Here is a 14,302-nt window from a genome sequence, read left to right on the forward strand (position 1 = left end):
ATTTTAACCAGATACAATACCGGAACCATCAGGTCCAACTGAAACTTATGAACCACTGCACTGCTTATGCAGGCATATTAACTCTTTTAGCCTTACTGTTCACAAATGCCTTCCCGGTGTTTGCTCAGCCAACTGCTAAAGATACTCTTGCGTCAACGAAACAACGAGTTCAACAGCAATTCGATTATGAACGTGTGGGAAAACAGCTCATTGGGTTGTCCGAATCTCCTGTGTCTCTTCCGGCCAAAGACAGCTTACCCCAAAGACTCAAAAATCGCCTTGTTCGTGACCTCAATGGGACACATGGTCAAATAGACCTGAGTTATGCCTATGGTCTCAATACCGTTTTCATTGATACAGCTCGCAGCATCGGTTCTATCTTGAATACTTCGGGTGCTTTTTCAACCTCCATCCTCGGAATGCCTCTCCATCTGAGCTTCAATTATTCAACCCTGCGGGTTCCTTTGGGTACCAATAACTTCTTTCGTTTAAGCCTGGATAAAGACCGTTTGATCGAGCAGCAGAAAGAAAAAATCACCGGTTCCATTGCTTCTCTTGAAAAACAACAGGATTTGCTGCAAAAAAAGAAGGCCGAACTGAACGGAATGATGGGCTACGTTGAAGTGTACCTGGATGCTTTGAAACGCCGTGCCGAACATGAGGCCAGAAAACGAAAAAGCGGGCTTCAGGACAAAGCAACTGGCATCACGGATAGTTTGCAAACTGTCAAAGGTCAGTCAATCAGTTTGGATCATCCGATCGATTATCAGAAAGAATATGATAGTGTCATGCGGATATACAAACGCATCACCGGATTGAAGAACACGTATGACAGTCTTTCCATGAAATTGGCATCATCCAAAGAATTGTTGAATTCAAAATTGGGTCAATTAAAGGATCCAGATTTTGGAAGCAAGACAGCTGGGAAAGTGCCGTTTTTGCAGAGTCTGCAAACGCTGGATCTGGGGCTGACATACCCGAAAACAACCGCCTTGTCCGGACAGAATGTGCCTTTGAAAGGGCTTCATGTTGAAATTCAGCACCGCAATTATTACCTGTCGGTAGCAACCGGTCTCACACTGAATAACATCATGCTGAGTACCAATGCGGTTCAAAATCAGTTGAATTACAGTCAGAACGTATTCAATAATTTCGATTTTCAGCAAATCAAAAATAACGGCTGGCTCACGGCTGTTAAGACCGGTTATGGAACAGTGGCAGGTACGCATGCTTTTATCGGGATCAATTACCTCACCAATACCCGCTTTTTAGCACCTGCCGGAACCACGGTTACACAGCCCGCATACGATCCGGCTGCATCCGTAGAACTGGATCTGCGCTATGTGCCTGTTTTTCTGAAGGGAAGTGCTTTTGACTTCGTTTACGGCAAAACTTCCATGAACAAACACCTGGATACCACGGCGGGTTCCGGAGCATTTCAGTCGTTGTTTTCAGCTTATCCGTCCAACTTGTTTTTAGGTAAATATACCCAGTCGGTTTCCAGGCTTCGCTCGGAGTTTGCGTTTACTTACCGCCGCCTGGATGCTTTTGCAAATACTACCACCTTCGGAACCATGCAGCCCAACAACGAACGGGTGGAAGTAAAAACCACGCACCGGATCAGCAAATTTGCCAAATTGGGACTGCTCTACCGGAGAGATGCCACACTGCGCGCCATTTCTGGGATGAACAAGCTGCAATTAAACGTGGCCGGAGCGAACGTCAGTGGTAGCTATACCAGTTATTTGAGTTATTCGTTTTTCTTCAATTACGTGCATCACGCCATGCAGCTGCCTGATTTACCCGTTGTACAGAAAGGGAATAACTACCTCCTTGGATTCAATGTCAATTCCAATTATACGATTGGATCGACCAAAGCCAGCTCCATGCTTTCGTATAACGATTACTTGTTGACCGATACAGCGAAAGTGAATAAATACACCCAGTTCGGATTGATGCAAACGTTTATGGAACGAACCTATTCGGTTTCTGCGTCCTATGATTATTTCTACCGGCGTATGGACGGAGTGTCGACAGGAACCAGTGTTTTGGGACTCATGGGGAAATATACTTTGAAGAAAGTGAAGTTTGGAGCCGGGCTGAAACTGGCAAGCGATTTTTCCGGTGCAAACAGTCTCGGTGGACACCTCGAAGCGCAATGGGCTTTGAACCGTTTTCTCGATCTGGGATTACGGGCGGAGCGTTTTGTACTGGGAGATTTTTACCGCAATTACTACCGGGTGCAGTATGAGCAGTTTCCGTATTTGATCACCTTTCAAACGAGATTTAAAATTTAAACAAAATAAGTATGAAACACCTTTTTTTCTGGGCAATTATGCTATGCTTTAGCTCCGCTTTCGGGCAGGCCAACATCGTATTGATTTCCCTGGACGATAAAGACACGATTGATTATCGCTACCCGGTTTTTAACTGGTATTATGTATCTGCTCCGGACGGACGGGACAATGTGAAATACAATTATGTATTGACTGAACTGCATACCAACCAGAGTGCACTGACAGGTGTAACGGTTAATCAGCCTTTGCTGCGGATCAACGGCGTACAGGGGTTCCAGTTGGTTTATCCGTTCGATGCACCTGAGCTTCAGTATGGCAAACGCTACGGCTGGCAATTGGAAAAAACGGTCAATAACATCATCGTTGAAAAATCAGAGGCCTGGGAATTTACGCTTTACAAAGAAGTCGTTATCCCGATGAAATATGTTTACCTGAATTCCGATTACAATGCCACCATTTACCAGGTGGAAGGAGATGGTTTTTACTTCAAGATGAACAGCCGTTACAAATCCAGCGGAAATTTGAAATGCCGGGTACTGAACGAAAACGCAGAGGACATGGAGGTGCAATTGGGAGAAGACCAAAAAATCGGTGCAAACGACGAACCGGAAAAGTCCGGCCGCGAATTCCACTACCTGCGCACCGATGTGTACCCTGCGGGGATTTACACCCTGATCGTCAAAGATCCGAAAGGAAATGAATACAATACCCGTTTTCGCATCAACTAGATTAACGATACCACATTAGTTATGAAAAACAATACAACATCTTTTTACAGAAAGCAGGGAATCAGAATAGATGCATTGCTGCTGGCTGTGCTGCTATTTGTTCAGGCAACCTGGCCGGCATCTTTGTACGGAAGGAATGCGATACAAATCCATCAGCCGATGGTTTCAACTACTTCCGGAACACTTTCCGAGGATCATTCATTCATTGCTCCGGCGGTCAATGAAACGGATAAATTGGAGTCAGCAATATCTGCTCCAGCGCTTAAAATGCCCGGTGGACCAGATCAACCGGAAACCCAGCGTTTCACACCGATTAGTGCGGACAACCTGGTCGATCTTTTTTCGGGAGATTTTTCCTATAACGTACCGTTGCTGGATGTAGACGGCTACCCGATCAACCTGGCTTACAATGCCGGGGTCGGGATGGAACAGGAAGCATCGTGGGTTGGTTTGGGCTGGAACCTGAACCCTGGAGTGATCAACCGCCAGATGCGCGGGATTCCCGATGATTTTAACGGAACGGACCAGATTACACAGGAGTATAACCAAAAACCCAACTGGACGGTGGGTACTTCGGTGGGCGTTAATTTCGAACTCTATTCATTTGAACTGAAGAAACAAAGCGGCTCTACTAGTAATGATAGTGCTTCTCTCAACCTTTCGTTGAAGCTGGGAATGGAATACAACAACTATTCGGGCTTTGGTTCCGATTTTTCGATTGGTCCGTCCTTTAGTATTGCCAGGAAAGTTGGTTTGAATGTGGGGCAGCAGTTTACCGGGAGCAGCCAGGGAGGTGCTTCAATCGGAACCTATGTATCGTTATTTGATGGAGCATCCAAAGGATCTGAATTTTCCAATAAATTGAGTATTGGTTCAGCTTTTAATTCCAGACAGGGGCTTCAGCAAGTCTCCATTAATTTCTCCCGAGACTACAAAGTTTTGGATGCAGGTAAGTACACTTCAGCTTCATTAACTCATAATGGGTATGGAACCGGAAGAGTTGGAAGTAGTTTGGGGTCAAGCTACAATTTCGGAATGTCAAGCTTCGTACCTTCCATCCCATTTGATACCAAAGCCAATTCTTTTACTGCCCGCTTTAAGCTGGGACCCGATGCGGTAGGTAATGACCCCACAGTTTTCTTTTCCGGTTTCTTCTCTAAAAGCAGTTTAGCGAGCAATAGCAAAACACTGCCGGCATTCGGTTACAGCAACCTGGAAAAAGGACAGTTGAACAACCAGGCAATGCTGGATTTCAACCGGGAAAACAATGCGAGTTTCACGAAAAATACGCCGGCTCTTCCCATTCCGCACCTGATGTACGACATTTTTTCCGTAAACGGTCAGGGTGTTTCGGGCAGTTACCACATGGACCGAAAAGACATTGGTTACGTGTTCGATCCGTTGATTACCAGCTCTTCCAATTCATACACCGTTGGTGGAGAATTTGGAATTGGAGCAACCTTCAAGGCGGGAGTCGATGTCGGTGGTGTATTTACCAGCGGAAGTTCCGGTGCCTGGACAGACGGAAACGATGCGGCAAGAAATGTGCGCTTCATCAGTACAACGAACTATTTCCGGGATGCATCCGAATTGGCATACGATGAAAGTGATGCCGAGTTCCAGAATATCGGAGGGGCAAAAGCAGCTTATTTTCCTGTGACCGGAGTCAAAAAACTGGAGAATTCATTGAAAACAGATGCGGGAGATTCCTACAATATCCATAACGATAAGAGTTTGAAATTCCGCCGAAACCAGCCCTTGACAAACTTCACCATATCAGAGGTGAAAAACGGGTTTGGCCCAACCAGGCTTCCTGCGACTGCCTATGCCAATACACAAGCGGGAGTTTCTCACCATACCGGAGCCTTTACTGTAACAAAAATGGATGGTTCCAGATACTATTACGGGCTCCCGGCTTACAGCCGCGTACAGAAGAATGTGTCGTTTGCCATAGGTGAAGGAAAACAACCGGGAAATGTGCCGAACTGGAACACACGCCTGGTGGGGTATAGTTCCCAGGATGCATCGATTGCAAACAAGAGGGGGCTGGACAATCATTACAATGCGCAGACCATTCCGGCGTATGCCCATTCCTACCTGCTCACGTCCGTTTTGAGCAGTGATTACATCGACAGCGATCAAACTCCTGGTCCGAGTAAAGGCGATTTGGGAAGTTATGTTGAATTTAAGTACAAGCAGGTTCAGCAGTATAATTGGAGAAACCCGGTCAATCAGTCGAAGGCTTTCCACGACCGCGGACTGAATGCTGACCCGACGGATGATAAAGCGAACTACATTTACGGTGAAAAGGAATTGTGGTATTTAGATACTATTAAGACCAAAAATCACATCTTAATTTTCCACACTTCAGATCGCAGGGATGCGGTATCGGTCAATGATGAGATGGGAGGTTTGTCGGCTTCCAATGCAAAGATGCAGAAACTGGACAGTTTAAAACTGTATTCCCGACCGGATTTCGAGTTAAACGGAGCCAGTGCCGTTCCGTTGAAAACGGTTCATTTGGTATACGATTACAGTTTGTGTAACAACTACCCGGGCAACCTGGACGCGGCATCCACTGAGCCAAATGAAAACGGGAAACTGACCTTGAAACGTGTTTACTTCACGTACGAGAAATCGTACCGGGGAGAGCGCGCTCCGTTCGAATTTTTCTACGATTACAACCCGGCATATGAAGCAAACAGTGTAGACCGCTGGGGAACCTATAAACCAAATCCGACCGGACTTACCGGAGATGAACGGACCGATCCGCTGACAAATTCCGATTTCCCGTATGTTGGGAATAACAAGGCCAACAGTGACCTGTGGGCATCTGCCTGGAACCTGAGCCGCATCAAGCTGCCTACCGGAGCTATGATGGAAATCATCTATGAAGCGGACGATTATGGGTTTGTGCAGCACAAACGGGCGCAGCAAATGTTTAAAATCGTGCATGTGGAAGGTTGTTCCGAAAGTAAATGTTCCATTAGTAATGATGATGAAAAGAACCGGAGATTGTATTTTGAGATGGTTCCGGGAACAAACATCAAGGATTATGTAGCAGTTGGGAACACCATTTATTTCAAAGCCCTGCTTTCTATGGACAAAGACCAGGATCATTTTGATTATGTTCCGGGATATGCGGTGGTTGAGGAAATAGGAATAGATGGCAGCTACGGATTTGTGAAGTTAAAACCCGCAAAATTGAAGGACTCTGAAACGGCGGCATATAATCCGATTGCCGTTGCCGGAATCCAGTTCGCACGGAATTACCTTTCACGGATTATTCCGCCATCCAACCAGGCCAATCCGATGGACGAGAGCAGTAGCTTTATGGACGGTGTCAACTCACTGATCGGAGCCTTTGCTTCGTATGGAGAACTGTTTACAGGACCTAACAAACCGCTCTGGAACAAGGAAATCGGAACGGTGATGATTGCCAATAAGAGCTGGATTCGTCTGAACAACCCTACTTATACCAAATTGGGAGGCGGACACCGCGTAAAAGAAGTTCGCACCTACGATAATTGGGACCAAATGGTGGAACACGGAACCCAGAGTTACTACGGGCAGCAGTACCAGTACCATTTTGACGGAAAATCAAGTGGAGTGGCAAGTTATGAACCGCAGATCGGCGGAGAAGAGAACGTGTGGCGCACCTACGTGGCCAACGATATTAAACTGACTCTTGCTCCGGATATCCGTAATTATATGGAAACTCCGTTTGGAGAACAGTTCTTTCCGTCTCCGATGGTGGGCTACAGCAAAGTGTTGGTGAAAAACCTGGAACGATCCGGCGTCAAGAGAACTGCTACCGGACACACAGTCAGTGAGTTCTATACGGCACAGGATTTCCCAACGATTGCCGAACGTACGGATGTCCACAATAAGCCGCGTAAGTTCAATCTGAACCTGTTGTTGTATGCCAAAACGGAAGACATGATGGCAGCCAGCCAGGGATTTGTGGTTGAGGGCAATGACATGCACGGAAAACCAAAGGCGGTGCGTATTTTCGCTGAAGGTCAGAATGAAGCGTACTCTTCTGTCGAATACCATTATCAATATGCTTCGCAGTATATTGACGGAATTGCAGCAAACCGCCTGAACAATGATGTAACAGTCATCACTCCTTCGGGAGCGGTGAAAAAAGTAGTCGTTGGCCGCACGTATGAAGCCGTGGCGGATTTCAGGGAAAACAAATCCCGCATGAAATCCGGAAATATGGGAATCAACCTCAATTATACCATGCCGTTTATTTTGGTTCCGATGATTTTGGGAGCGAATTATTCCGAATCCAAAACGGAATTCAGAAGCGCTGTTTTTGCCAAAACCATCGAACGGAAAGGAATTTTGAATAAAGTGGTTGCAGAAGACTATAAATCGAAGGTAGAAACGGAAAACCTGGCTTATGATGCTGAAACCGGAGACGTATTACTGACTTCAGTTAACAATGGTTTCAGAGACACGGTTTATAATTTTTCCTATCCGGCACACTGGATTTACGACCGTATGGGACAGGCTTACAAAAATCTCGGTTACACATCGGCCGTATCAACTACGTTCAGTGACGGCTACAGTACCGGTTTTACCAGTGCAAACCTGGTAGAAGGGGATGAAGTGATGGTGGTTCAATCCGGAAATTACATCAAAGGCTGGGTAACGGAGTCCGGAGTTCAGGGAGTCCGCATCCTGAAAAAGGACGGAACACCATTCGAAGGAACGGTTTCTTATCTGAAAGTAATCCGGTCCGGAAACCGCAACCTTCAGTCGGCACCGGTTGGAACGGTGACCCTGATGAAAAATCCGCTGAACACATTCTCAGGAAATGTGCTGGACGAGGTGTTGAGTGCACAGAGCATCGAATATGGAAATGCCTGGAAAACATTCTGTAACTGCAATGATTCACTGACGGCCAATGCATATGCTGCCGGGGTTAAAGGAAACTGGAATCCGAAGGCGAGTTACCTGCACCTGAGCGACCGCACACAGACTTTTGAAAACAACAACACCAATATCCGCAGAGATGGATTGATGAAATCATTCACACCGTTTTTCCGTTTGAACAATGGTATTTGGTCGATTAATAAGGAAAACTGGACCTATACTTCCGAAGTATCTGAATTCAGTCCGTTCGGGCAGGCGGTTGAAAGTGTGGATGCACTTCAGCGTTATTCCAACGTCCAGTTTGGTTACAACCAAACACTTTCAGTTGCTGTTGCAGCCAATGCGATGCGCAAGCAAGCCGGTTTTGACAACTTTGAAGACTATGGCTACGGCAGCTGTCCGGATGATCATTTCCGTTTTGGAACACGCTCAAATATTACCAGCAGTGATGCACATACCGGGAAGTATAGTCTCCAGGTCAATTCCGGATCTCCGGTGTTTTTGCAAAAGCAGTTGGTAGCATCCTGTGATACGGAGGCTGCTTGTGATTTCTCCAGATACATTACCCAAACGGATACGGAAACCACCATTAAAGTCATGGATGTAGACGGTGTTACGATGACTTATGAGATTATCTATGGGGCACCTGCTCCGGTGATGACAGAAATTCCGGGTGGAGTTTCGCTGAGTTTTACCGGATTCGGAGCATTCAAAGTGGAAGTGAAACTGGTGAAAAGCGATGGTTGTATGACCGTGGTTCCAGTTACGCAGTTATAGTGAACAAACAAGCAACATGCAGATGAAAAAAAGCATTCTATATATCTTATTGACGGGAATCCAGGGATTGGCTCTGGCACAGGAAACATCCCTGTCGGTGTACAACAGCTGTGTGACGGCTGCCAAAGTATGTACCGATAAACAAATCACGACGGTTTCGACACCGGACCAGGCAATCTGTCTGGGAACTATCCAGCCTCAGTATTTTAAGTTCCACATGGCGACATCCGGTACCATTGCGCTGAACACGTATGCACATACCGGATCGTATACGCTCTACGGCCCGATGGCAACACTAGGAATTTCTTCCTGTCAGCAGATTTCGCTGGGGCAGATCAACCAGGTCACCGGAAGTTTATCCGGATCGATTACCATACCACATGGTGAAGGATATTATGTATTGCGTGTAAACCCGACCAACTGTATCGGAACGGGAGACAATTACCGGGTGGATGTCTACGTTTCGGCCCGTCAGGCAACTTGTGACGAAGCAGCGGATTGCAAGGATTGCATCAGCTCTTTCTCCCCGCAACCGGGAAAATACCTGGTATCAGCCTGGGTGAAAGGCGAAGCGGCGCACAGAAATACAAGCTACCAGAACCCGGGTATTTCCGTCGCGTTCGAAGGGGCAACGGATAGTTCTTACTTTCAGCCATCGGGACTGATTATTGACGATTGGCAGCGTATTGACGGGATTGTAACCGTTCCGACAGGAGCAACCGATATCCGGATCGGGCTTTACTGTGCATCCGGGACCTGTTTATTTGATGATATCCGTTTCATCCCGGTAGACGGAAGCATGATTTCCTATGTGTATGACCCGGTAAGCCTGCGATTGGTGGCTCAGCTGGATGAACGCAATTATGCCACCCTGTATGAATACGACGAACAAGGGAAATTGGTGCGGACTAAAAAAGAAACCGAACGCGGGATTATGACCATTACGGAGTCGCGGGATAATATCTATAACAAATGAGACTGCTGTTATTCATCCTAATTTGTCCGCTGGCCGGACTGTCCCAGAGTGAATGGGAGCAAGTGGAGCCTCAGGTATTCATGGATTTGATCCGTGCGTACGAGCAATCTGTTGCTGCAAATGAAAGCTACTCGCTTGAAACAGCGTACCGGATTTACAACGACTACAAAGATGTGCAGCCGGCGCAATCTTTTGAAGGGAAATTGATTTGTCGCGGAGGAAAGGAACTGAATGTTTCTCAAATGGGGCAGTTGATGATCCAGGATGCATCGGTCAATATTTCATTGGACACTGCTGCAAGACAGTTGTTGGTTCAAAAGGCTGATCCGTCTTTTTTCTATCGCAAGACCGTTCAGGATTACAGCACCTTCTTGGAAATGACAGAGGTCGTTTACCGGAAAGCGATGAGTAATAAAACCGTATTCCAACTCCAGCTGAAGAAGGGAGGTCCTTACCATTCGATGGAGTTCACCTTTTCGGATAAAAACTTCATATCCCAAATCGTGATTTACAGCAACCAGCCTTATTATGAAGAAGGAGATACCTACTCAGGAGCGAAGGCAAAGATTGTATTGGATTTCAAAAATTTTAAAAAAGGAAAAACAGTAGACTTCAGTCATTTCCGAACCGTAAAAGAATGCATCCAGATGAAGGATAATCAATTGATTCCGGTAGGAGCATATAAAGATTTTGAAGTGATTGATTTAAGAAACTAACGAGTTATGATAAAGCACTATTTAAAACTGATTTTCACTACGCTGTTTCTGAGTATATTGATTCAGGGGACTGTTTTTGCGGGGCGTGGAGATAAGACCAAATCGATTCACACTCCTGTGGGAGGTTCAGCGGTAATGGTAAGTACTGCTACGGCGAGAGATTCGGTAATGCTGGATCCGCTTGGGGCCAACCAGCGGGATTATACCGTCCGCAACCGGATCAGTTTCGGAGTAGATATCCATTACCCGGAATTTGTTCCCGGGCCACAGGATGTGCAGGTTACCGTGCAGGTCAGACGCTGGGACGTGAATAACAACCTGATGCCTGATTTGGAGGTGAAACTGGACATTGCCTATTACCACAACGATACGGTACACTCGAAAATTTTAAGCACCTACGAGTTTACAGATGCCTATAAGGTGGAGTTTGAAGTGGTGCAAATTCGAATTGATGGAGTACCCGGCAGTGTTTTGCCCAAGAACTTGTTTGTACAGGCCGATATTTTTGTGGAACGATATACCGAACTTTCTTCTGACCCGGTAGGTGGTAACAGAATTCAATTCCAGGATTTGGATTGCGACGATGTCAAAGACGGATTGCATTTCACTTGGAAACCTTTGGATGGAGCAGAAGAATACCAGTTAGAATTCCTGCATATTTCCAACTATGGTTCGGAAAGTACAATTAAAAGCCCATCCGAACTGGAGTATGACTTCAGACATAATGCCACGCGTATCACAACCAGCAATAATTATTATGACATTCCACTGATTTTTGATCGTGGTTGGGTGGTATACCGGGTTCGTGCAGTCGGAGTGGATATCAATGACCCTGAACACCTGATTTTCGGTGAATGGACCACTGTGGCTGTAACGGGTACCGTTGCTTCAATGGATACTTACAGTAAAATAGAAATTACGGATGCGGAAACCCATGCGAAAGCATTGAACTGGCAGTATGCTGCAAGTTATGCGGAGCAGGGAAAGCGCAAAGAGGCAATCAGTTATTATGATGGAACGCTTCGAAGCCGCCAGGCGGTTACCAAAGTAAATACGGAGAAAAACGTGATCGTCGGAGAAACGATTTACGACTACCAGGGGCGTCCTGCAGTAAACGTGATGCCGGTACCGGTCGAGTTCCCATCTTGTGAAAGAGATGGAGAGCCGGTGATCAAATACTATGAGCAATTCAACCGGAATACCAATGGTGAAGCTTATTCGAAATCAGACTTTGATGTTGATAACAATGAAAATGGTCCGATATGCGTAGGTACGGCCGGAGCCATGAATACCGAAAGCGGTGCTTCCCGTTATTATTCACCGGATAATCCGAACCAGAACCTGCAGCAGGCCTATCTTCCGGATGCGGAAGGGTTTCCTTTTCAGCAGATTGTATACGCACCGGACAATACGGGGCGCGTTGTAAGTCAGGGAGGTGTGGGGCCGGACTTCCAGATCGGAAGCGGTAAAGAAACACGGTTTATCTACAGCAACCCGAACCAGCTGGAATTGAACCGCCTGTTTGGTTCCGAAGTAGGATATAAAGAGCATTATCAAAAGAATATCGTGATTGATGCCAACGGGCAGGCAGCGGTTTCCTATGTGGATATGACCGGAAAAGTGGTTGCAACGGCTTTGGCAGGTGATGCACCCACGAACCTGCAGGCGCTTGCCGCTCCGGAAGCTCAGGCTTTGGAAGTGAACCATATTGCACCGGATGGCTCAGATCAGGTCATTGACCGTTTGGCAAATACCATTACTTTTTCAACATCCTTCTCCCTTTCAGCTCCTTCTGATGTGGTGGTGGATTATGACTTTGTGACCTTCCCGATGACGGATTCCTGTCTGACAGATATTTGTGTAGACTGTATCTACGACCTGGAACTGAGCGTGAAAAATGAGTGCGGGGATAACCTGCTTTCAGCGGATGTACAGCACAAGACCATCGGGAATTTCCAATTGGATGGAACCGGAAACTATGTATTCCATACACACTGTACGGACTCTACGGCATTTTCATCGCTGGAAACGGTAACGCTTCCGATCGGGAAATACGTCGTATCAAAGAAATTGTCGATCCGGGAAGATGCTGTGAATGCCTACCTGGCATTGACCGATTCCAGCGAATGTGTGCTGAGCTACCAGGATTTCCTGGATGCGGCTTTGCAACAGGTCGATTCTTCGGTTTGTCTGATTGATTGTGACAACTGCCTGGAACAATTGGGAACGCTGGCTGATTTTATCGGCAACGGACATGGAACTTCCGGAGACTATTACGCACGGGTGCAGGAATGTAAGGAATTGTGCCAGGACCGTGTGAGCGATTGCCAAATGTACCTGACGATGCTGCAACTGGATATGTCTCCGGGCGGACAGTATGCAGAATACCTGAATCCTTCCACTGCCGCATTGGATTTGACGATTCCGTTATCGGTATTCAATACCAACAACCACCTGCCGAATGCATCGGCGAGCTGGAGAAACCCGGTTTTGGAGACTGCAACCGGGACACAGAACGTTTACCTGGACGCTTCCGGACAACGCTCTAAAATCTATCTTTCGGAAGATCCTGCCAACCCGGGAACTTACCTGCCGGCACCGTTGAACAGTTCTGTCGTACAATACGATGCTGCGGCAGGACAATCCTTTGTATACCCGGAACAACTCTTGTCCGTTGTGGATTTCATTGACAACTTCGAGCCATCCTGGGGCTTGTCGCTGGTGAAATACCACCCGGAATATTGTTACTACGAATCCTGCATTCAATACGAAAACAAACACGCTGAAACGGATGCGTTCAGTAGTAGTTCCTTCGATAATTTATTAGCTAACACGAATACGTTTGCGCAGGCACAGGCCTACGGATTCATTGCTTCCGGCGGACTTCCGTCCAACTGGTTTGAACCTACAGGTTCCAATCCAACCGACTCATTAAAACCATGGGATCCGTTTTTCTATTACAGCGGTGATTTCGAAACAGGAATCTGTACAGGCATCGCAGGTAAATTATACAACAAGTACCACCAGTTCCAATACCAGTTCGGACAGTGGTATTCCATGGCAGAGATTGCTGCCTATACTGCCAGATGTGGTTCTGCTGCTCCTTCCGTACCGTCTGCTGACTGCTACAATTTCGGACAGCTGTATAACGGAGCACTCGACACCACGATTCTGAACCGTGAATGGAGCATCCTGAAGGCATTGTATCTAAGTGCCAAACAAGGATTGCAACAGGAACTGGCAACTTGTAAGGCTGTGGCTTATTGTGCTGCCTACAATACCTGTATCGGAAACACGGGTTACACCCCATTCCCGGTATTCGGTGCTATCCAGTTGTCCCCAACAACGTCTTATTATCCGTTCCTGGATCATGCGCAGCCGTGTTCAGTGTTCACCTCACCATTGTACCGCTACAAAACCAAGCGTTTCAGTGATCACAACGATGCGTTGCAGGAAAATGCCAACAGCACGGCATACGAATTATACCTGCAGACGGGGCAATGCCCTACTGCATTTACGTTGCAGCATTTATTGAATGAGCTGGCTCAGAATAATCACCTGACTTCCGTTTCCTTCAACCTGAGTAGTACCTCCTACCTGGCGGCTTTGTTCCAGGCAAACAATGCTTACTACAATCCGGGAACAATGCCGTCTCTGACGTATGCTGCAACGACGGCGACCAACACCATTACAGCAAACTGGAATGACGGAACCTCCAACTTGGCAACGCTGACGTTGAACAAGACGGCTTCACAAACCTGGTCGCAGGTAACCGGGCTCACAAACCTGTATGCGACGGGTGAGCACACTTTTACAGCAGAAGCAACCTATCTGGATGTGGTCAATTCCACGATCCAGGTGTTTCCGGTGACGGGAAGCTTGTCTTACTTTAAACTCGACGGCTGTACCTTCGAACAGGAGTGT

6 protein-coding genes are annotated in these 14,302 nt (G+C 46.8%); all 6 read left to right on the plus strand.

Annotation, left to right across the window (positions count from 1 at the left end; translation table 11 throughout):
• Positions 1 to 47: 47 nt before the first annotated feature.
• Positions 48 to 2,297, plus strand: coding sequence for a flagellar export protein FliJ (locus tag ABDV94_RS16760; protein WP_343748368.1), 2,250 nt, complete (start codon positions 48 to 50; stop codon positions 2,295 to 2,297).
• An 11-nt stretch (positions 2,298 to 2,308) separates the two neighbouring features.
• Complete coding sequence (locus ABDV94_RS16765) at positions 2,309 to 3,025, plus strand: hypothetical protein (protein WP_343748369.1); 717 nt, start codon at positions 2,309 to 2,311, stop codon at positions 3,023 to 3,025.
• Between the two features lie 21 nt (positions 3,026 to 3,046).
• The gene (locus ABDV94_RS16770) at positions 3,047 to 8,686 is read left to right on the plus strand and encodes a hypothetical protein (protein WP_343748370.1); all 5,640 of its coding nucleotides are present in this window, start codon (positions 3,047 to 3,049) and stop codon (positions 8,684 to 8,686) included.
• 22 nt (positions 8,687 to 8,708) lie between these two features.
• Positions 8,709 to 9,662, plus strand: coding sequence for a hypothetical protein (locus ABDV94_RS16775; protein WP_343748371.1), 954 nt, complete (start codon positions 8,709 to 8,711; stop codon positions 9,660 to 9,662).
• Positions 9,659 to 10,378 carry a hypothetical protein gene (locus ABDV94_RS16780; RefSeq protein ID WP_343748372.1) on the plus strand — a complete coding sequence of 240 codons (720 nt, stop codon included), beginning with the start codon at positions 9,659 to 9,661 and terminating at the stop codon, positions 10,376 to 10,378. The genes ABDV94_RS16775 and ABDV94_RS16780 overlap by 4 nt, the downstream gene beginning before the upstream one ends.
• 6 nt (positions 10,379 to 10,384) lie before the next feature.
• The coding region (locus tag ABDV94_RS16785; protein WP_343748373.1) for a hypothetical protein at positions 10,385 to 14,302 on the plus strand (3,918 nt) is incomplete at its 3' end.

Source organism: Fluviicola sp., from assembly GCF_039596355.1.
Classification (GTDB): Bacteria; Bacteroidota; Bacteroidia; order Flavobacteriales_D; family Crocinitomicaceae; genus Fluviicola.